The 20110-nt window shown below is 72.8% G+C and carries 23 protein-coding genes and 1 riboswitch; of the genes, 20 read left to right on the forward strand and 3 right to left on the reverse strand.

All coding sequences use genetic code 11. The features are described from left to right. Nucleotides 1–62 precede the first annotated feature (62 nt). The 6 genes from ASG88_RS04125 to ASG88_RS04150 all read left to right on the forward strand — a co-directional run bounded on the left by ASG88_RS04125 (nt 63) and on the right by ASG88_RS04150 (nt 5915). Entirely contained in the window at nt 63–1601 is a 1539-nt protein-coding gene (locus ASG88_RS04125; RefSeq protein WP_056886161.1) for an OFA family MFS transporter, read from the forward strand. Between the two features lie 58 nt (nt 1602–1659). Then, entirely contained in the window at nt 1660–2508 is an 849-nt protein-coding gene (locus ASG88_RS04130) for a family 16 glycosylhydrolase (protein ID WP_056886162.1), read from the forward strand. A 35-nt stretch (nt 2509–2543) separates the two neighbouring features. Beyond that, nucleotides 2544–2957, forward strand: coding sequence for an MmcQ/YjbR family DNA-binding protein (locus ASG88_RS04135; protein ID WP_056886212.1), 414 nt, complete (start codon nt 2544–2546; stop codon nt 2955–2957). Continuing rightward, complete coding sequence (locus ASG88_RS04140) at nt 2950–4269, forward strand: transcription antitermination factor NusB (RefSeq protein WP_056886163.1); 1320 nt, start codon at nt 2950–2952, stop codon at nt 4267–4269. Before ASG88_RS04135 ends, ASG88_RS04140 begins: the two co-directional genes overlap by 8 nt. A 136-nt stretch (nt 4270–4405) precedes the next feature. Next, nucleotides 4406–5431, forward strand: coding sequence for a hypothetical protein (locus ASG88_RS04145; RefSeq protein WP_056886164.1), 1026 nt, complete (start codon nt 4406–4408; stop codon nt 5429–5431). Between the two features lie 79 nt (nt 5432–5510). Then, complete coding sequence (locus tag ASG88_RS04150; protein WP_056886165.1) at nt 5511–5915, forward strand: hypothetical protein; 405 nt, start codon at nt 5511–5513, stop codon at nt 5913–5915. 9 nt (nt 5916–5924) lie between these two features. Here ASG88_RS04150 and ASG88_RS04155 read toward each other — a convergent pair whose 3' ends face one another. Then, nucleotides 5925–7145, reverse strand: a complete 1221-nt coding sequence (locus ASG88_RS04155; RefSeq protein WP_056886166.1) for a cation:proton antiporter — start codon at nt 7143–7145, stop codon at nt 5925–5927. A gap of 127 nt (nt 7146–7272) precedes the next feature. On the opposite strand from ASG88_RS04155, the gene ASG88_RS04160 reads away from it, so the two are divergent. The 13 genes from ASG88_RS04160 to ASG88_RS04220 all read left to right on the forward strand — a co-directional run bounded on the left by ASG88_RS04160 (nt 7273) and on the right by ASG88_RS04220 (nt 17626). Next, complete coding sequence (locus tag ASG88_RS04160) at nt 7273–8274, forward strand: DNA polymerase domain-containing protein (protein WP_056886167.1); 1002 nt, start codon at nt 7273–7275, stop codon at nt 8272–8274. Nucleotides 8275–8336: 62 nt separating this feature from the next. Next, entirely contained in the window at nt 8337–9260 is a 924-nt protein-coding gene (locus ASG88_RS04165) for a lipid kinase (protein WP_056886168.1), read from the forward strand. Between the two features lie 21 nt (nt 9261–9281). After that, entirely contained in the window at nt 9282–9944 is a 663-nt protein-coding gene (gene rpe / locus ASG88_RS04170) for a ribulose-phosphate 3-epimerase (protein ID WP_082599886.1), read from the forward strand. Beyond that, nucleotides 9941–10354: an MmcQ/YjbR family DNA-binding protein gene (locus ASG88_RS04175; protein ID WP_235534718.1), complete on the forward strand. Its 414-nt coding sequence runs from the start codon at nt 9941–9943 to the stop codon at nt 10352–10354. The genes rpe and ASG88_RS04175 overlap by 4 nt, the downstream gene beginning before the upstream one ends. Nucleotides 10355–10451: 97 nt before the next feature. After that, a riboswitch (FMN riboswitch) is annotated at nt 10452–10581 on the forward strand. Between the two features lie 70 nt (nt 10582–10651). Next, on the forward strand, nt 10652–11683 hold the full coding sequence (gene ribD / locus ASG88_RS04180) for a bifunctional diaminohydroxyphosphoribosylaminopyrimidine deaminase/5-amino-6-(5-phosphoribosylamino)uracil reductase RibD (protein WP_056886169.1): 1032 nt from the start codon (nt 10652–10654) through the stop codon (nt 11681–11683). After that, nucleotides 11683–12294 carry a riboflavin synthase gene (locus tag ASG88_RS04185; RefSeq protein ID WP_056886170.1) on the forward strand — a complete coding sequence of 204 codons (612 nt, stop codon included), beginning with the start codon at nt 11683–11685 and terminating at the stop codon, nt 12292–12294. The genes ribD and ASG88_RS04185 overlap by 1 nt, the downstream gene beginning before the upstream one ends. Then, nucleotides 12291–12992 (forward strand): nicotinamide riboside transporter PnuC, encoded by a 702-nt coding sequence (gene pnuC / locus ASG88_RS04190; RefSeq protein ID WP_414858627.1) that lies wholly within the window; start codon nt 12291–12293, stop codon nt 12990–12992. Before ASG88_RS04185 ends, pnuC begins: the two co-directional genes overlap by 4 nt. Continuing rightward, nucleotides 12989–14248 (forward strand): bifunctional 3,4-dihydroxy-2-butanone-4-phosphate synthase/GTP cyclohydrolase II, encoded by a 1260-nt coding sequence (locus ASG88_RS04195; RefSeq protein WP_056886172.1) that lies wholly within the window; start codon nt 12989–12991, stop codon nt 14246–14248. The genes pnuC and ASG88_RS04195 overlap by 4 nt, the downstream gene beginning before the upstream one ends. After that, nucleotides 14245–14715: a 6,7-dimethyl-8-ribityllumazine synthase gene (gene ribH, locus ASG88_RS04200; RefSeq protein WP_056886173.1), complete on the forward strand. Its 471-nt coding sequence runs from the start codon at nt 14245–14247 to the stop codon at nt 14713–14715. The genes ASG88_RS04195 and ribH overlap by 4 nt, the downstream gene beginning before the upstream one ends. A gap of 24 nt (nt 14716–14739) precedes the next feature. Then, nucleotides 14740–15003, forward strand: coding sequence for a phosphoribosyl-ATP diphosphatase (locus tag ASG88_RS04205; RefSeq protein WP_056886174.1), 264 nt, complete (start codon nt 14740–14742; stop codon nt 15001–15003). Next, the gene (gene hisG / locus ASG88_RS04210) at nt 14990–15856 is read left to right on the forward strand and encodes an ATP phosphoribosyltransferase (RefSeq protein ID WP_056886175.1); all 867 of its coding nucleotides are present in this window, start codon (nt 14990–14992) and stop codon (nt 15854–15856) included. The genes ASG88_RS04205 and hisG overlap by 14 nt, the downstream gene beginning before the upstream one ends. 10 nt (nt 15857–15866) lie before the next feature. Further along, complete coding sequence (locus tag ASG88_RS04215; protein WP_235534719.1) at nt 15867–16289, forward strand: PH domain-containing protein; 423 nt, start codon at nt 15867–15869, stop codon at nt 16287–16289. A gap of 53 nt (nt 16290–16342) precedes the next feature. Further along, the gene (locus ASG88_RS04220) at nt 16343–17626 is read left to right on the forward strand and encodes an esterase-like activity of phytase family protein (RefSeq protein ID WP_056886177.1); all 1284 of its coding nucleotides are present in this window, start codon (nt 16343–16345) and stop codon (nt 17624–17626) included. Between the two features lie 9 nt (nt 17627–17635). Here the strand turns inward: ASG88_RS04220 and ASG88_RS04225 are convergent, their stop codons facing one another. Continuing rightward, nucleotides 17636–18583: an aldose 1-epimerase family protein gene (locus ASG88_RS04225; protein ID WP_056886178.1), complete on the reverse strand. Its 948-nt coding sequence runs from the start codon at nt 18581–18583 to the stop codon at nt 17636–17638. A gap of 39 nt (nt 18584–18622) precedes the next feature. Here ASG88_RS04225 and ASG88_RS04230 point away from each other — a divergent pair, with 39 nt between their 5' ends. Beyond that, nucleotides 18623–19582 carry a GNAT family N-acetyltransferase gene (locus tag ASG88_RS04230; RefSeq protein ID WP_162259806.1) on the forward strand — a complete coding sequence of 320 codons (960 nt, stop codon included), beginning with the start codon at nt 18623–18625 and terminating at the stop codon, nt 19580–19582. On the opposite strand, the gene ASG88_RS04235 is transcribed toward ASG88_RS04230, so the two are convergent. Then, nucleotides 19552–20103, reverse strand: a complete 552-nt coding sequence (locus tag ASG88_RS04235) for a 4-amino-4-deoxy-L-arabinose transferase (RefSeq protein WP_235534720.1) — start codon at nt 20101–20103, stop codon at nt 19552–19554. The two genes, ASG88_RS04230 and ASG88_RS04235, sit on opposite strands and share 31 nt — an antisense overlap. Nucleotides 20104–20110 lie beyond the last annotated feature (7 nt).

Genomic DNA, 20110 nt, shown 5'->3' on the forward strand with positions numbered 1-20110 from the left:
TTTCAACGACATTGGCGTTAACCTGCGCGGAGCCAACGTCTCGGAGGTCCCCTGTGGCTGTCATGGAAATGCTCGATCGTCGCCACACCGTGGCCACCCAGTCCTACAACCGGTGGCTCATCCCACCGGCCGCGCTGGCGGTGCACCTCTGCATCGGCCAGGCCTACGCCACCAGCGTCTACAAGAACTCGCTCATCGAGCACTTCGACGCCTCGCAGACCGCCATCGGCTTCGTCTTCTCGATCGCCATCGTGATGCTCGGCCTCAGCGCCGCGGTCTTCGGCACGTGGGTCGAGAAGGTGGGGCCGCGCAAGGCGATGTTCACCGCGGCCTGCTGCTGGGCGGCGGGCTTCCTGGTGGGCTCGGTCGGCATCGCGACCGGCCAGCTGTGGGTGCTCTACCTCGGTTACGGCGTGATCGGGGGCGTGGGTCTCGGCATCGGCTACATCTCGCCGGTCTCGACGCTCATCAAGTGGTTCCCGGACCGCCCGGGCCTGGCCACGGGCATGGCGATCATGGGCTTCGGCGGCGGGGCGATGGTCGCTGCGCCCCTGTCGCGCCAGCTGCTGTCCTACTACGACCCGGCCTACGACCCGACCGACGCCGCGTCGCTGGCCGACGGGCACGCGCTGACGCTGCTCTTCGTGACCCTCGGCATCGTCTACTTCGCGATCATGATGCTCGGCGTCGCCAACATCCGCGTGCCGGCTCCCGGTTGGCGCCCCGACGGCTTCGACCCGTCCGCGGTGAAGAAGAAGGCACTGGTCACCGAGAACGACGTGTCGGCCGCCAACGCCATCCGCACCCCGCAGTTCTGGCTGCTGTGGACGGTGCTGTTCTGCAACGTCACGGCGGGCATCGGCATCCTCGAGCAGGCCAGCCCGATGATCCAGGACTTCTTCCGTGACGGGGCCGGTGACTCCAGCGTCACCGTGGCCGCCGCGGGCGGCTTCGTGGGCCTGCTGTCGCTGTTCAACATGGCCGGCCGGTTCGTGTGGTCGAGCACGTCGGACTTCATCGGCCGCAAGCCGATCTACATGGTCTACCTCGGCGGCGGCATCATCCTGTACGTCGCGCTGGCCCTGGTCGGTTCGACGTCCACCGCGATCTTCGTGCTGGTCGCCGCGATCATCATCTCGTTCTACGGCGGCGGCTTCGCCACCATCCCGGCGTACCTCCGCGACCTCTTCGGGGTCTTCCAGGTCGGCGCCATCCACGGCCGGCTGCTGACCGCCTGGTCCGCCGCGGGCGTGGCCGGGCCCCTCATCATCAACAGCTTCCTCGACTCCGCCGGCGGGGCCGGTTCGCTCGACGCCGGCTCCTACCGTCCCGCGCTCTTCACGATGGTCGCGATCCTGGGGGTCGGCTTCGTCGCCAACCTGCTGGTCCGGCCGGTGGCGGCGAAGTTCCACGAGGACATGTCGGCCCACAGGGCCGAGGCCGAGGCGGAGCGCGAGGCCGTCGTGTCCGAGGAGGACCCGACCGGGTCGGCCGGCAACAGCACCGTGCGGCTGGTGCTGTCGTGGGCCGTGGTGAGCATCCTGCTCGCCTACGGCGTCTTCCAGACGATCACGACCGCGCTCAAGCTCTTCTCCTCCTGAGCCTGCGACCGCGCCGGAGTTGCGGCGGCACCGCCGTCGTGACGTACGGTCTTCGGCCATGACCTCCCCCCTGGTTGCCCGTTCCCGTTCCCGTTCCCGGCGCGGTCGCGTCGCCTCGCTCGCCGCGGTCGTCCTCGCCTCCGTGCTGTCCCCGGTGCTCACCTCGACGAGCGCGTCGGCGGACCACGGGGGCGCCGAGCCCGGCCCCGTCCACGCCGGCACGACGTACGGCTGGTGGCACAAGGGGATCGTCTGGCGCGAGGAGTTCGAGGCGCCGTACTCCGGACCGACGGGGCCGCAGTGGCAGGCCTCCGGCCAGGGCGAGGTCGTGCACCAGAACGGCATGCTCACCCTCAACACGACCACCCAGGGCAGCCTGAGCGCCAAGCTCGGCTTCGAGGGTGCCGTGGTGGGCCGCTGGGAGACCCGCCTGCGCAGCCGGCAGTACGGCCGCGGCGGTGCGCGCTTCAAGGTGATGACCGAGCTCGTGCCCGCCGGCGACCGCGACCAGCGGTGCGGGGCGCAGAACATCGCGCTCGAGAGCTACCGGATCGGGACCAGCAAGGCCAACCTCTACGCCCGCACCCTGCCCGACGTCGCCTGGAAGGGCGCCAGGACCGGGATGGACCTCGGTCGCGACAAGTGGCACACCTACGGCGTCGAGGTCACCCGTGACCGCATCTCGTGGTTCGTCGACGCCCACGTCGTCCACACCGAGCGCCGCCCGGAGATCTGGTCGGACGTGCCGCTGGTCCCTCGGTTCACGATGGAGGCCAAGGGCCAGAAGCCGATGAACGTCAGCCGGATGCAGATGGACTGGATCCGCCACTGGAGCCTCGAGGCACCCAACGACCTCCCGGTGGACGCCCCGCCGACCCGCAGGGGCACCTACGGGAGGGCGTGCTGAGCCCCACCGGCGGCGTCGCGACTACGCTGGCTCGGGTGAGCAGGAAGGCCCGTCCGGAGGACGTCGACGAGATCTGCGCCGGCCTGCCCGGGACCGAGCTGGGCACCTCGTGGGGCGACGTCCCCACGTGGAAGGTGCCGACCGGCGACAAGGGCCGCGGGTTCGTGCTCTACCGGCGCCCGCACCACAGCGCCGTCGACCCGGAGTCGGGGGAGATGTACGACGACCTCGTCGTCATCGTCACCCCCACCGAGGCCGACAAGGTGGCGCTCGTCGAGGACCCGACGACGCCCTTCTTCACGATCGACCACTTCCGCGGCTACAACGCCGTGCTCGTCCAGCAGTCGCGCCTGGGGGAGATCAGCCGCGACGAGCTGGTCGAGGTCATCACCGACGCGTGGGCGCACCGCGCCCCCCGGCGACTGGCTCGCGAGCACCTCGATGGCTGAGCGCCGCCCCCGGGGCGGCCGCATCGACCCCGCGCGGCTTGCCGCCCTCGACGTGCTCAAGGCCGTGCGGGTCGACGACGCCTACGCCAACCTCGCGCTGCCGCACGCCCTCGCCGAGCACGGACTGACCGGGCGGGACGCGGCCTTCGCGACCGAGCTGGTCTCCGGCACCATCCGGCGCCAGGGCACCTACGACGCGATCATCGACGCCTGCCTCACCAAGCCCCGGCTGGAGGCCAAGGTCCGTGACGTCCTGCGCCTCGGTGTCCACCAGCTGCTGTCGATGCGGGTACCGGACCACGCGGCGATCAGCTCGTCGGTCGAGCTCGCCCGGGCGCGCGTCGGCGTCGGTCCCGTCGGACTGGTCAACGCCGTGCTGCGCAAGGTCGCCGCCCACGACCTGGACGGCTGGATCCGCCGGGTGGCCCCGGACCCGGGGACCGATCCGTTCGGCTACGCGTCCATCGCCCACTCCCACCCTCGCTGGGTGGTGGAGGAGCTGGCCGACGCGCTTGCCTCCGCGGTGCAGCTCGAGGACCTCCTCGCGGCCGACAACGCGCCGCCCCGCGTCATGCTCGTCGCCCGGCCGGGGCTCTCGACCGTGGCGGAGCTCGTCGCCGCGGGCGGCACGGCCAGCACGCTCTCGCCGTACGCCGTGGAGCTGGCTGGTGGCGACCCCGCGGCGATCCCCGCGGTGGCCGAGGGACGCGCCGGTGTGCAGGACGAGGGCTCGCAGCTGGTGGCCCTCGCGCTGGCCGAGGCAGAGATCGACGGTCGGGACGAGCGGTGGCTCGACGTCTGCGCCGGCCCCGGCGGCAAGTCCGCGCTGCTCGCGGCCCTGGCGGCCGAGCGGGGTGCCCGGCTGGTCGCCAACGAGCGCCAGCACCACCGTTCCAAGCTGGTCGCCCGGAGCCTGCGGGCCGCCCGGGGCGGGCTGCTCGGGGTGGTCACCGGCGACGGCACCCGGCCGCCGTGGCGCGACGGGACCTTCGACCGGGTCCTCGTGGACGCCCCCTGCTCCGGACTCGGGGCCCTGCGCCGCCGGCCGGAGTCGCGCTGGCGCCGCACGGAGAAGGACCTCGAGGCACTCGTCCCGCTCCAGCGCGCACTGCTGGACCGGGCGCTCGACGCCGTCCGTCCGGGGGGCGTGGTCGTCTACGCGACGTGCTCTCCCGTCCTCGCGGAGACCTCGGGTGTGGTCGACGCGGTGGTCGGCTCCCGGGACGACACGCGCGTCGGCACGACCCGCCAGCTCTGGCCGCACCGCGACGGCACCGACGCGATGTTCATCGCGACGTTGCACCGCGGCTAGCGCCCACCCCCAAAAGGGGGGACGCGGCGTGCTCTGCTGTTCCCTCATCACCACCGGTCGTGGATGATGGTGCGCGTCGGCCAGGAGGTCGGCGGGGGACGGGAAAGAGCGAGCAGTGCGACGGAGAGCAGGAGCGGTGGCCCTGGCCATCCTCGCGAGCCTGGTGATCGGGTTCGCTCCTGCTGCGAGCGCCGACGGCGTCAACGTCCGCAGCGGTCCCGGCAGCGCCGCGGACGGGATGTTCCTCACCTACCTGGGCTGCGACGGTTTCTTCGCCCCCTCGTCCGCCCCGCGCACCCGCGTCAACCTCGGCCCGGGCACCGCGCCGATCGGCCGCCGGAGCTTCGGTCTCGTCCCGTCCGGCGCCGGGACGGCGTCCGGCCCCTACGTCCCCTTCCTGTCGCTCGCCGGAGCGGGTGCCTCGGTGTCCGTCACGGCGGCCGCGGGCACCACCGGCGCGTCCTACATCTGGACCTCCGCGGCGGACGCCCCGGCCGGCCACGCCTGGCTGGGTCGGACCACGACGACGGTGCCCGCCGGTGGCTGGCACACGGTCGACACCGCGTCCCTGCGCTACGACTGGAAGCTCGTCGACCTGGTGACCGGGTCGAGCACCGCGGGAGCACCCGCGACGCCCGCCGAGTTCGTGGCCGCGCACGGCGACGGCACCGGCTACGTCGTCACCGGCTTCGGCTGCGACGGCAATGCCTTCAACATCGACGCGGTGCGGGGTGTCGGCCAGACGTGGGACTTCGAGGGCATCACCCTCGGCACGGCGATCACCGCCTCGGCGCCCCAGGTGCCCGCAGGCCACGACGTCGTCATCAGCGGTCACGTCACCGACGGCTTCGGCCGGGTGACCGGTGACCCCGTGCTGCTCCAGGCCCGCACACCGGGTGCGGCGGAGTGGCGCACCGTCTCCGAGCTCGCCATGGTCGGTCCAGACGGCTGGTCGCGGGCGACCGCGAAGGTCACCGAGGACACCGAGTTCCGCTGGTTCCGCCCCCACGGCGAGTACGCCGACGAGGGGGCCAGCGAGTCCGTGCTCGTCCGGGCGACCGCGGTGCCGCCTCCGCCCCCGGAGCAGCAGCAGCCGACCCCGGAGCAACCGCAGCAACCGCAGCCGTCCCCCGAACAGCCGCAGACCACGCCCGGCGGATAGGGCCGGCGGAGTCTCACCTCCTCGACCTCACTCGTTCCGGAGGATGCCGCCGGGAGCCGGCGCTCCTAGCCTCGTCGACATGAAGCCGAACAGTCGCGCAGCCGCCGTCGTGCTCACCCTGGGACTCCTGGCCGGGACCTCGGCATGCTCGGAGGAGGAGCCCGCGGTCTGCGACGACGTCGCGGCCCTGCGTGCGGACCTCGACGACCTCGAGGCCATCGAGCTGCAGCCGGGGGCCCTGGCCGAGTTCTCCGCCGTCCTGGACGAGGCCGGCGCGGACGTGGACCGACTCGTCGACGCGGCCGCGGCCGAGTATGCGGACGAGATCGATGCCGTCCAGTCCGCGACGCAGGCCCTCACGGCCAGTGTCGAGACGGCGGTGCAGGCGCCCTCCGGGGCTGCCGTGACGCAGGTCTCCGCCGACTTCGGTGCCTTCACGACCGCGGTGGACGACCTCCTGGGCTCGGTCGGGAACGACTGCTGACCCCCGGCACTAGGCAGTGTCGGTGTCCGAAGGGTCGCCCGGCCGGTCAGGTCGAGCCCGGCCGTAGCGGAGCGCCAGCGGAGCCGCGGTGAGCCCGTGGGCGACCACGCTCAGGAGCACGGTGATCCCGATGAGGGCGACCGCCTGGTCAACCTCGTCACCGAGCTCCTCGAGGGCGAGCAGCGCGAACACCAGGGAGGCGAGGCCGCGGGGTCCGAACCAGCCGATGAACAGGACCGTCCCGCGGTCGAGCCCGGCTCCGAGGGCGGCGAGGGCGACCGGGACCATCCGGACCAGGGTGAGGCTGAGGACGGCGTACAGCACCATCGTCGGCGTGGCCAGGTCGAGCACGATCGGGCCGGCGACCGCCCCGAAGGCGAGCCACACCAGCAGTCCCACCAGACCTGCCGACTGCTCCACGAACATCAGCTCGGCGGGCCCACGGCGCCCGGCCGACGTGCCGAACGCGAGCCCTCCGCAGAAGGCGGCCACGAAGCCGTTCGCCCCCACCGCGAGTGCGGCCAGGTAGGCGATGAGCGCCAGCGCCAGGACCGCGATCCCGGCGAAGTCCTCGGCGGCCCAGTTCCGCCGGCGGGCCCACCGGAGCGACCGTCCGCCCACGAGACCGCACACGGCACCCACCACCGCACCGACGACCAGGGAGACCACCGCCGTGCCCAGCCCGGTGGAACCGGACAGCTCCTCCTCGGCCGCCAGCGCCGCGATCGCCAGCATCACCACCGGGGTGACGATGCCGTCGTTGAGCCCGCTCTCCACGGTGATGAGCCGCCGGACCCGGGCGGGGACGACGGGGTTGGTCACGACCGGGACCCCGAGGGCGGCATCGGTGGGCGCCAGCGCAGCGGCGACGAGCAGCGCGACCCAGACCCCGGACGCCGGGAACAGCCACCACGCCAGCCCCCAGCCCGCCAGCACGGTCAGCGGCAGGCCGACCCCCAGCAGCCGGAGGTAGGGGGCCAGGTCGCGACGGATCGTCTGCACGGGGATGCGGGCGGCGTCGGAGAACAACACCCACACCAGGGTGACCTCGACCAGCAGCGTCAGGCCCTCCGGGCCCTCGGGCGTCCCGAGGAGATCCATGCCGCCCACGACCGCGCCGACGGCGACGAAGAGGATCGGGGCGGTCAGGTCGGCGCGCTGGAGACGCGCCGACAGCACGCCCCACAGGAAGATCGACCCGGCGACGACCAGGGCGGCTGTCACGTCCACGGCTCACCACCTCCGGCCCTCGGCGGCAACGGTCTGCGGCCAGTCTCGTCCCCGGGACACCGCAGGGCCTCACCCTGCCCGGGTGAGGCCGTGGGTGGCCGCGACGCACGCCAGTAGGTTGGGCCGCATGGCCCCGACCGGCAAGAGCCCTGCCAGCAAGAGCCCCAGCGTCGAGATCGACGTGGACGACCGGGTGGTGCGGGTGAGCAACCCCGACCGGGTCTACTTCCCGCCCACGGCGTCGGCGCCGTCGGGGGCGACCAAGCTGGACCTCGTGGAGTACTACCTCGCCGTGGGGCCGGGCATCGTCAACGCGCTCTACGAGCGCCCGTGCATGCTGCACCGCTTTCCCAAGGGCCTGGCCGGGGACAAGGTGCACCAGAAACGGCTGCCCGCCGGTGCCCCGCCCTGGGTCGAGACCGTGCGCCTGCACTTCCCGAGGTGGAACCGCACGGCCGACGAGCTGTGCGTCACCGAGCTCGCGAGCGTGATCTGGGCGGTCCAGATGTCGACGGTCGAGTTCCACCCGTGGAACAGCCGCCGCGCCGACACCGAGAAGCCCGACGAGTGGCGCATCGACCTCGACCCCGGTCCGGAGTGCGACTGGGCGACCGTCCAGCGGGTCGCCGGGATCGCCCACGAGGTGCTCGACGAGCTCGGCGCGGTGGGCTTCCCCAAGACCAGCGGAGGGTCCGGGATGCACGTCTACGTGCGGATCCCGCCCGACCACGGCTTCGGGGACGTACGCCGCGGTGCCCTGGCGTTCGCCCGTGAGGTCGAGCGCCGCGCGTCCGGCGACGTCACGACCGCGTGGTGGCGCAAGGACCGCGAGCCCGACCAGCTGTTCGTCGACTACAACCAGAACGCGCGCGACCACACCATCGCCGCGGCCTACTCCGTGCGCGGGGTGCCGACGGCGCGGGTCTCGGCCCCGGTGCGCTGGGACGAGATCGACGAGTGCGAGCCGGACGACTTCACGATCTTCACGATGCCGGAGCGGTTCGCCGAGCTCGGCGACCTGCACGCCGACATCGACGACCACGTCTTCGACATCGCCCCCCTGCTGGAGTGGGCCGCCCGCGACGAGGCGCAGGGTGCCGAGCCACCGGTCGACCCCGAGGACGGGTGACCCACAGCCCGCGCACAGGTCGGGCTCATGGTCCTCTCACCTGCGCCGCCTAGCGTCGGTGCATGCCCGCCGACACCCGCACCCGTCACGTCGCCGTCGTGGTCAACACGGCCTCCCGCACCGGCGCTGCCGCGCTGCGCCTGGTGGAGGGCGAGCTGCACCGTGCAGGTGTCGAGGCGGTCGACGTGCACCGGGTCGACAGCGGCGCCCAGCTGCCGGGTGCCCTCGCGGAGGCCGTCGGCGCCGAGCCGGACATGGTCCTGGTGGGCGGGGGAGACGGCACCATCGGCTGCGCCGCGTCGGTGCTGGCCCACACCGGTACGACGCTGGGCGTCCTGCCCCTCGGCACGGCCAACGACTTCGCCCGCACCCTGGAGATCCCGTCCGCGCTGCCCGCCGCCGTCGACACCCTGCTGAGCGGCAAGGTGGTCGACATCGACCTGGGTCGGGTCAACGGGTCGGTATTTCTCAACGTCGCCTCGCTCGGCCTCTCCGTCGCGGTGACCCGCCGGCTCACCCCGCGGCTCAAGCGACGGCTCGGCCAGCTGGCCTACCCGGCCGCGACCCTCGCGGCGTACCGGCACCACCGTCCCTTCGCCGCACGGCTCGAGCTCGGCGACGGCTCGGTGCTCGAGCTCGAGGACCTCATGCAGGTGGCGGTCGGCAACGGGCGTCACTACGGCGGCGGGCTCACGGTGTCGCCGACGGCCTCCATCGACGACCACCTCCTCGACGTCTACGCGATCGGCAAGGGCCGGCTTCGGGACCACGTGTCCGTGGCCCGGCTGCTGCGCAGTGGGCACCTGATCGAGCACGACCGGGTGCACCACGTGACCACCCGCAGCGTGCGGGTCGTCACCGACGAGCCGCTGGACGTCAACCTCGACGGCGAGCTGGCCGCGATGACACCTGCGACGTTCGAGGTCGACCGCAACGCGCTGCACGTGGTGGTGCCCCAGCACAGCCGGGCAGCCCAGCTGGACTGACGGGCCCTAGACTCACCGCCCGTGGGTATCCAGATCACGCCGAGCATCCTCAACGCCGACTTCTCCCGCCTGGGCGAGGAGGTGGCCCGCATCGGCAGCGCCGACTGGGTGCACGTCGACGTGATGGACAACCACTTCGTGCCCAACCTGACCTTCGGCCCGACGATGGTCGAGGCGCTCAGCCGGGCGACCGACCTCCCGCTCGACGCCCACCTGATGATCGAGGACTGCGACAGCAACGCACTGGCGTACGTCGAGGCGGGCGCCTCGAGCGTCACCTTCCACGTGGAGGCCACCAAGGCCCCGATCCGGCTGGCCCGGGAGGTCCGGGCCAAGGGAGCACGGGCGAGCATGGCCCTCAAGCCGGCCACGCCGATCGAGCCGTACGAGGCGCTGCTGCCGGAGCTGGACATGCTGCTCCTGATGACGGTGGAGCCCGGCTTCGGCGGTCAGAAGTTCCTCGACCTGTGCCTGCCCAAGATCCGCACCGCCCGCGCCATGATGCGCAAGCACGGTGTCGAGACCTGGCTCCAGGTCGACGGGGGAGTCTCGCTGGAGACCATCGAGCGGTGCGCCGAGGCGGGTGCCGACGTCTTCGTCGCCGGCTCGGCCGTCTACTCCGCCGGCGACCCGGACGCGATGGTGCGCGAGCTGAGGGCGAAGGCCGAGGCCGCCTCGTCGTGAGCAGGCGGGCGGTGGTCGACGACATCCACGCCACGGCGCTGGCGATGCCGCACGTCACCGTCGCCCGGACCGGCGCCCTCCCCGTCTACCAGGTGGGCGGCAAGTCGTTCGTCTTCTTCCGCACCCCGCGGTCTGACGCCGTCGATCCGCGGACCGGGGAGCGGTACGACGACGTGGTCGTCATCTGGGTCGGCTCGGAGGGCGACAAGCTGGCCCTCGTGCAGGACGAGTCGTCCCCGTTCTTCACCACGCCGCACTTCGACGGGCACCCGTCGGTCCTGCTCCGTGCGTCCCGGGTCGGTGAGGTGTCGCGCGACGAGGTCGTGGAGCTCGTGCAGGACGCGTGGCTGGCCCAGGCGTCGCGCCGGCGGGCGGCGACCTGGCTGCGCGAGCACCACCTCGAACCCTGACCGGTGCCCTCGCGAGCGCAGTCATCGACGTGGCCCACGCCACGCGGACACTCCGTCCGGGAATGCGCGGAGGTGTGGCAGAGTTCCGTCCACGAGCAAGCGTGCTCTGGGGGCGGTGAAACTCCGCACCGGCGGTCACAGTCCGCGACCCGACCACTGCCAGTGGCCGGTTGACCAGGTGGAACTCCTGGACCGACGGTCACAGTCCGGATGAGAAGTGCACGCAGGTGACGCACCCGTCGTGGTGCGCGCGCCCGAGTCCCCCGGAGTCCGCGACCACGGACGAGAGGGCGAGCAATGGGTGCGACACCGGCGGAGACCGCCGCCATGCGGCGCGCGCTGCGGATCGCTGCCAACCCCGGCGTCCCGCTGGGCCCCAACCCGCGGGTCGGCTGCGTGCTGCTGGCCGACGACGGCACCGAGGTCGCCGAGGGCTTCCACCGCGGGGCAGGTACGCCGCACGCCGAGGTCGCCGCGCTCGCCGAGGCCGGGGACGCGGCCCGCGGTACGACCGCCGTGGTCACCCTCGAGCCCTGCAACCACACCGGGCGCACCGGCCCGTGCGTCGAGGCGCTCCTGGCCGCCGGCGTACGCCGCGTGGTCTTCGCCCAGGACGACCCCACCGACGAGGCGGCGGGCGGCGCCGATGCGCTGCGCGCGGCCGGGGTGGAGGTCGAGGCTGGCGTGCTCGCCGACGAGGCCGCACGGCTCAACCGGGCCTGGACCTTCGCCGTGGAGCACGGTCGACCCTTCGTCACCTGGAAGCTCGCCACCACCCTCGACGGCCGCAGCGCCGCCGCCGACGGCACCAGCCGCTGGATCTCCAGCGAGCCGGCCCGCCAGGACACCCACCGGCTGCGCGCCGAGTGCGACGTCCTGCTCGTCGGCACCCGCACCGTAGAGATCGACGACCCGCTGCTGACCGTCCGCGACGACTGGGACCGCCCGGTGCGCCACCAGCCGCTGCGCGCGGTGATGGGGCTGCGCGACCTCGCCCCCGACCGCCGGATCCTCAACAACCACGCCGAGACGGTGCACCTGCGCACCCGCGAGCCCCTCGCGGCGCTGCGCGACCTGCACGACCGCGGTCGCCAGCACGTCTGGCTGGAGGGCGGGCCCACCCTGGCGGCCGCCTTCCTCACCGCCGGCCTCGTCGACGAGGTCGTCGCCTACGTCGCCCCGAGCCTGCTGGGCGCCGGGGCGAGCACGGTGGGCGACCTCGGCATCACCACCATCTCCGACCAGCTCCGCTTCCGCATCCGGCAGGCCGCCGTGATCGGCACCGGGGCCGACGCCAACGTCCGACTGACCCTCGAGAGGACCCCCTGATGTTCACCGGCATCGTCGAAGAGCTCGGCACCGTCGCCGCGATCGAGGAGCAGGGCGACGCCCTGCGCCTGTCGATCAGCGCGCAGACCGTGCTCGAGGGCACCGGCCTGGGCGACTCCATCTCCGTCAACGGCTGCTGCCTCACCGTCACCGACGTCACCGACGGCACGTGGACCGCCGACGTGATGGCCGAGACGCTCGACAAGACCTCCCTCGCGGGCGCCCGGCCGGGGGACCGGGTCAACCTCGAGCGGGCCGTCACCCCCCAGACCCGTCTCGGTGGCCACATCGTGCAGGGCCACGTCGACGGCGTCGGCGAGGTGCTGCGCCGCACGCCGAGCGAGCACTGGGAGGTCGTCGAGGTCTCCCTGCCGCCGCACCTCGCGCCGTACCTCGTCGACAAGGGCTCCATCACCGTCGACGGGGTCAGCCTCACCGTCGTGGAGGCCGGGGACGAGAGCTTCACGGTGAGCCTCATCCCCGAGACCCTGGCCCGCACCACCCTCGGCTCGAGGGCGGTCGGCGACCGCGTCAACCTCGAGGCCGACATCATCGCCAAGCACGTCGAGAAGCTGCTGCAGAGCGGCGTGCACACCAGGAAGCAGGACTGATGGACCTCCTCGAGTGGCTGGTCCACGGCACGATCCCCGTGGCCGGCGGACAGCTCAGCGCCCCCGAGGTCGTGGGCAACCTCTTCGGCCTGGCCAGCGCGGTCCTGGGCATGCGGCGCCTCGTCTGGGCCTGGCCGATCGGCCTGGTCGGCAACGTCCTGCTCTTCGTGGTCTTCGCCTCCGGTGAGCTCAGCGGCGTCGTGGCCGAGCCCCTCTGGGGACAGGCCGGCCGGCAGGTCTTCTTCGCCGCCGTGTCGGTCTACGGCTGGGTGCGCTGGTCGCGGTCGCGACGCGCCGGGGGTGCCGCCGACGGCGGGGCCATCGCGCCGCGCTGGGCCACCGGGACCGAGCGGCTCCAGCTGGTGGGGCTCGGCGTCGTCGGCTACACCGTCGCCTACGTGGTCCTCCAGCAGATCGGCTCGTGGGGTCCCGTCACGGAGGCCTGGATCCTGACCGGCTCGATGCTCGCGACCTACGGCATGGCCCGCGGCTGGGTGGAGTTCTGGCTCGTGTGGATGCTCGTCGACGTCGTCGGCGTGACCACGCTCCTCAACGCCGGCTACTACCCGACGGCCGGGATGTACCTCGTCTACGCCGCGTTCGTCGTGGTCGGGTTCGCCGTGTGGGTGCGGGCCAGTGCTGGCAGCGCGACCACGAGCACGTCCGACCAGCCCGAGCACGAGAAGGTGACCGCATGAGCGTCCGACTGGACTCCGTCGAGCGGGCGATCGAGGACATCGCCGCCGGCCGCGCCGTGATCGTCGTCGACGACGAGGACCGCGAGAACGAGGGCGACATCATCTTCGCCGCCTCCCGAGCGACCCCGGAGCTGATGGCCTTCACCATCCGCCACTCCAGCGGCGTGATCTGCGTGCCGATGCCCGGCGACATGCTGGAGCGCCTCGAGATCCCGCTGATGACGCCGCACAACAAGGACAAGCTGCGCACCGCCTACACGATCTCGGTCGACGCCAAGGACGGCGTCAGCACCGGCATCAGCGCCGCCGACCGGGCCCACACCGCCCGCGTGCTGGCCGACTCGGCGACCGAGCCCGGCGACCTGACGCGGCCCGGGCACGTCTTCCCGCTCCGCTACCGCGACGGGGGAGTGCTCGTACGCCGCGGGCACACCGAGGCGGCCGTCGACCTGGCCACCCTGGCCGGTCTCACCCCGGCCGGCGTGCTCGTCGAGGTGGTCAACGACGACGGCACCATGAAGCGCGCCCCCGAGCTGCGCGAGTTCGCCGACGAGCACGGCCTCGCGATGATTTCCATCGAGGACCTCGTCCGCTACCGCCGCCGCCACGAGCGGCACGTGGAGCGCGTCGCCGAGACCAGGCTGCCGACCGCGCACGGCGACTTCACGGCGTACGGCTATCGCATCACCATCGACGACAGCGAGCACGTGGCACTCGTCCACGGTGACGTCGCCGGGGCGGTCGAGCAGGGAGAGCCGGTGCTGACCCGCGTGCACTCCGAGTGCCTCACCGGCGACGTCTTCGGCAGCCACCGCTGCGACTGCGGCCCCCAGCTCCAGGAGGCGATGGCCCGCATCGTCGAGGAGGGTTGCGGGGTCGTCGTCTACCTCCGCGGCCACGAGGGTCGCGGCATCGGCCTGGTCGCCAAGCTCCAGGCCTACGAGCTCCAGGACGGCGGGCGCGACACCGTGGACGCCAACCTCGACCTCGGTCTGCCCGCGGACGCCCGCCACTACGGCACCGCCACCCAGGTGCTCCGCGACCTCGGGGTCCCCCGGGTGCGCCTGCTCACCAACAACCCCGACAAGACGGCCAGCCTCGAGGACTTCGGCATCGAGGTGGCCGAGCGCGTGCCGCTGGCGATGCACCCGACCGACGCCAACCGCGCCTACCTCGAGACCAAGCGCGACCGCATGGGCCACGACCTGCCCGACCTGGGCGACCCCACCGTCACCACCGAGGAGCTGCACCAATGAGCAAGCACGGCGCCCCCGCAGAGACCGCCTTCGACGCGAGCGACTACAGCGTCGCCGTGGTCGCCGCGAGCTGGCACACCGAGGTGATGGACGGGCTCCTCGCCGGCGCCCACCGAGCCCTCGCCGCGCACGGTGTCACCGACGCGGAGATCGTGCGCGTCCCCGGCACCTTCGAGCTGCCGGTCGTCGCCGACGCGCTCGCCGAGGAGCACGACGCCGTGGTCGCCCTCGGCGTCGTCATCCGCGGCGGCACCCCGCACTTCGAGTACGTCTGCGCCGCCGCCACCGACGGACTCACCCGGGTCGCGCTCGACCACGGCGTGCCGATCGGCTTCGGCGTCCTCACCTGTGACACCGAGGAGCAGGCGCTCGACCGGGCCGGCCTCGAGGGCTCGAGCGAGGACAAGGGCTGGGAGGCCACGGCCGCGGCCCTGGCCACGGCCCGGACCCTCGCCGGGCTCGGCTGAGCGACGGCCGTAGGCTTGCCACCCGTGAAGACGTTCGAGGAGCTGTGGGCCGAGCTCAACGAGAAGGCCCAGACCCGACCCGAGGGATCGGGCACCGTCCAGCAGCTCGACGCCGGGATCCATGCGATCGGCAAGAAGCTCCTCGAGGAGGCCGCCGAGTCGTGGATGGCCGCCGAGCACGAGGGCAAGGACGCCACCGCACTGGAGATCAGCCAGCTGCTCTACCACGCGCAGGTGCTGATGATCGCCGCGGACATCACGCTGGAGGACGTCTATGAGCACCTCTGAGCAGCCCGAGCTCCTGCGCGTCGCCGTCCCCAACAAGGGCGCCCTCTCTCAGGCCGCGTCGGAGATCCTCAAGGAGTCCGGCTACCGCCAGCGCAGTGACTCCAAGGAGCTCGCGCTCATCGACGCCGACAACGGCGTCGAGTTCTTCTACCTCCGGCCGCGGGACATCGCGCTGTACGTCGGCGAGGGCACCCTCGACATCGGCATCACCGGCCGCGACCTGCTGCGCGACTCGGGGGCCAAGGCCGTCGAGGTGCGCGACCTGGGCTTCGGCCGCAGCCGCTTCCACTTCGCCGGGCCGTCGGGACGCTACTCGTCCCTCGACCAGCTGGAGGGACTACGCATCGCGACGTCGTACGTCGGGATCGTCGAGTCGTTCCTCACCGAGCGCGGGATCGACGCGACCGTCACCCGCCTCGACGGGGCGGTGGAGACCAGCATCCAGCTCGGGGTGGCCGACGTGATCGCCGACGTCGTGGAGACCGGGTCCACGCTGCGCGCGGCCGGGCTCGAGACCTTCGGCGAGGTCGTCCTCGACTCGCAGGCGGTGCTGATCTCCCGCAACGGGGAGACCCCGCCCGGCTTCGAGGTCTTCATGCGACGCATCGAGGGCGTCCTGGTCGCCCGGACCTACGTGATGATGGACTACGACGTGTCCCGCGACCAGCTCGACCGCGCGGTCGCGGTGACCCCGGGCCTCGAGGGCCCGACGATCTCCCCGCTCGGTCGCGAGGGCTGGGTCGCGGTGCGTGCCATGGTGCCGCGTGCCGGCGCGCAGCGGCTGATGGATGAGCTCTACGACCTCGGGGCCAGGGCGATCCTGCTCACCGACATCCATGCCTGCCGCATCTGAGGGGGCCTCGGTGTCCCTCCCGCGCACGTGGCGTCCGCTCGGCGTGCGGCTGGCCGTGCTGTTCTTCGGCGGCATGCTCCTGGTGATCTGCACGTTCGCGTGGTTCGGCTTCGACCCCTCGGTGCGCGCCCGGTTCACCTTCTTCCAGCGCTCCACGCTGCTCGCGCTCGGCCTGCTGTACGCCGCCGTCGGCTACGCCCTGGCCCGGTCGCGGGTCGTGGCGGAGGAGACCGGCCTGACCGTGGTCAACGGCTACAAGCGCCACGTCTACGACTGGGCGCAGGTCGTCGCGGTCCGGCTGCCGCAGGGGGCGCCGTGGGCGACGCTGGACCTCGCCGACGGCACCACCGTGTCGGTCCTGGCCATCCAGGGGTCCGACGGCGACCGGGCCCGCGCCGCGGTGCGCGGGCTGCGGTCCCTCATCGACCGCTGAGTCTTCGCCCGGCGGTCACCGCCCGGACACGGGGGACTGGTGGGGTCGGACCCATGACCCTCGGACCCCGCCACCTCGCCCTCGCCGCCCTCACCCTCCTGACCGCCTCGGCCGTCGCCCCTGCCGTCGCTGCGCCGAAGGGATCGCCGGTCGATCCCGGCGGGGCGGTCCTGTCGGCGTGGTCGGTGCTCGGCGCGGGGACCTACGTCCCAGGCAGCGAGCCCAGCGGCCACTTCGTCACCGGCACCACCGCGGTGCCCAGGCCCTATCCGGGCCAGCCGGTCCAGGGCTTCTCGGGCACCCACGCCCTCGGCGACGGGTCCTTCCTGGTCCTCTCCGACAACGGGTTCGGGGCCAAGGCCAACAGCGCCGACTTCCTGCTGGCAGTGCACCGGATCACCCCCGAGACCGACGCGGCGGACGGCGACGGCACGACGACGTACGACGAGACCGTCCTGACCTTCAGCGACCCGGACCGCCTCATCCCGTGGACCACCTGGCGCGACGGCGGCTGCGCGGGCGCGGCGACACTCCCCGCCGGCTACTCGTGCCCGACCCCGGACCGCCGCCTCACCGGCTGGGACTTCGACCCCGAGTCCCTCCAGGTCGCCCCGGACGGGACCCTCTGGGTGGGCGAGGAGTTCGGGCCCTACCTCCTGCACTTCGACGCCGACGGCGCGCTCCTCGAGCCTCCCCTCGCCACGCCCGGCGTGCAGAGCCCCTCCAACCCGACGCTCGGGTCGGCGACGCCCAACCTGCCCGGATCCAAGGGCTACGAGGGCCTGGCGATCAGTCCGAACGGTCGGGTGCTCCACCCGATGCTGGAGGGCGCGACGGCCGAGGACGTCGCTGCCGGGATGGATCGGGCGCTGCGCATCTACACCGTGCGCAAGGGAGCGTTCGAGGAGGACTTCCTGCGCTACCGGATGGAGAGCGCTGTCCACGCGCTCGGCGACTTCGTGATGGTCAACCAGCACGAGGCACTGGTGATCGAGCGCGACAACGGCCAGGGCGGGACGGCGGTCTTCAAGCGGATCTACCTCGTCGACCTGCGCGACACCGACGGCGACGGCTGGGTGGCCAAGCGCCCGCTGATCGACCTGATGGACGTCGGCAACCCCGACGGGCTCTCGCCCCACGGCGACCCGTTCACGTTCCCGTTCTTCACCATCGAGGACGTCGAGGTGCTCGACGCGCGGACCATCGCCGTCATGAACGACAACAACTTCCCGGCCACGGGCGGCCGCTCGGCCACCGAGCCGGACGCCAACGAGTACGTCGAGATCACCCTGCCGCGACCGCTCCGGGTCGACCACCGGCTGCTGCCGCGCGGCTGACCCGGCCGGTCAGTGCGCCTCGTCGGTGGCGTTCAGGGCCCGGATGCCCCACGTCACCGAGAGCTCGTCACCCGGCTCGCCCGCGGGGGCGAGGGTGACGAGGTCGGTGCCGGAGTTGAACGCGTTCGGCGGTGCCGTCATCGGCTCGACCGCCAGGGAACGCCGCTCGAGGCCGGGGGCGTCGTCGGCGCTGTAGAGCAGCAGCCACGAGATCCGCTCGTCGACCCACAGGGCCACCCCGTTGCCGGACGCGGGGTCCCGCAGGGTGGCCGTGGCGAGGCCCTCGTCGCGCGACAGGTCGCCGTACGTCTCGTCGAAGGCGGTCGACCCGATCGCCCGCGGCGTGCGGAAATCGTGGTCGGCGTCGACGGGCACCGTCTCCACCGGGATCAGCCGGTCGTCGGTGAGCGTGCGGGTGCTCGCGGGAAGGGTGAGCTCGAGGTGGTCGATGCCCTCGCCGACGCACAGGTAGGGGTGGGCCCCACAGGCGTACGGCGCGGCCTCGCCACTCAGGTTGGTCGCCGTCTGCGTGACCGTCAGCCCGTCGGCACCGAGGTCGTAGAGCACGTGCAGGTCCACCGCCCACGGGTAGCCGCTCTGCGCCATCACCCGGTGGACGAGCGACACCGAGTTGGCGGTGTGCTCCTCCAGCGTCCAGGCCACCCAGCGCGCCAGCCCGTGCGACGCGTTGGAGCGCTTCGGCTCGGTCAGGGCCAGCTGGTGCTCGCGCCCCCCGAAGGAGTAGCGGCCGTCGCGGATCCGGTTGGGCCACGGCATCAGCAGCTGGCCGCGGCCGCCCGACGACATCTCGTCCTCGCCGAAGCCGTCGACGAGCGCCCGGCCGCCGTGGTCGAGGAGGCGCAGGGCGCCGCCGCTCTCGGTGACCACCGCCCGATAGCCGGCGGCCGCGATCTCGTACTGCTCGCCGCTGGGGGCGACACGGTGTGAAGGGGCCATGCGCGACACCCTAGGCCCGCCTAGGGTTCCGTCATGGTCATGACCCACCGCCCCGTCACCGCCGAGGACGCCGACGTGGTGGCGGCGGTGATGTCGCGGATCGCCGCCGACCACGCCACGGGGTTCGAGCTCTCCTCGTCGGAGGTGCGCGAGCTGCTCGCCGGCTATCCGGGCGTCGCGGTCGAGGGCCGCTGGGACGGTGACGACCTGGTCGCCTACACGGCGATCCTGCCACGCGCGCCGCACGACGGCAGCCAGCACTTCCTGCTCTTCGGCGACGTCGATCCGGCCCGCCTGGGCAAGGGCCACGGCACGGCGATGCTCGGCCGCGCGATCGAGGCGGCCCGGGCGATGCACGCGGTCGCCGCGCCCTCGACGCGCCTGCGTCTCCAGACCCGTGCTCTCGCCGGCCGCGAGGACCAGGCTCGTCTGCTGTCCGAGCACGGCCTCGCCGTCGACCGCCACAACTTCCTGATGTTCTCCGACCTGACTGCGCTTCCGGAGCCGGTGCTGCCGGACGACCTCGTGGTCGGCACGTTCGACCCGGCGACCGCCGACGAGCTGCGGGACGCCCACAACGAGGCGTTCCGCGGCTACCCCAACGGCACCGCCGTCGACGAGGAGACCTGGCACGGCTTCATGGTGGGCGCGGCCCACACCCGCCACGACCAGTCGTTCGTGCTGCGGGACCCCGGTGAGGGCGGGCGGGTCGCGGCGTACGTCTTCGTGCACGAGTACGAGTTGACGCGGTCCGGCGAGCAGGGCCGGGAGGCGTACGTCGCCTACGTCGGCACGCTGCCGGCGCACCGTGGTCGTGGGCTGGCCACCCACCTGCTCGCCCACACCCTGCACGCCTGCCGGGCAGCCGGGTTCGACACGTCGAGCCTGGACGTCGACACCCAGAACCCGACGGGCGCGCTGGGCGTATACGAGCGTGCCGGCTACGGCGTGCGGTACCGCCAGGACAACTACGCGCTCGAGGAGGCGCCGGTCGCGTAGACCAGGTCCGCGCGGTCGCGGGTGCGCTCCCGGGCGTGCAGTGCCGCCTCGTCGTCCAGCCACTGCTCCCACTGCGGCCGCATCTGCTCGCCGTCACGAGCGATGCCGCGCCGCAGCCGCTCGTCGCGGGGAGCCTCGACCCACACGAGCGTCGTCACCAGGTCGTCGATGCGGGCCGGGGCGGAGCCGACGCCCTCGACCACCAGGAGGCCACCGGGGGACAACGGGTGTGACTCGGCCCAGGCGGAGGCGTGCCAGTCCCACCGGGTCCACTCCGACGACGCACCCGCGGCCAGGGGGCGCAGGACCGTGTCGAGGGTCGCACCCAGGCCGGGCAGGCCGGACCACCCCTCGAGCAGCTCGTCGGCGTGCACGACCTGGGTGCGGGTGATGGCCGCGAGGCCGAGGGCGAGGGTGGTCTTGCCGGCCCCCGCGAGCCCGTCGATGCAGACCAGGCGCCCGGCTCCCAGCGTCGGCGGGCGGGACAGCGCGTGGGCCAGCACGTCGCGCGGGTCGATCACCGCTCCG

The organism is Nocardioides sp. Soil777, assembly GCF_001428425.1.
Taxonomy (GTDB): Bacteria; Actinomycetota; Actinomycetes; order Propionibacteriales; family Nocardioidaceae; genus Nocardioides; species Nocardioides terrigena.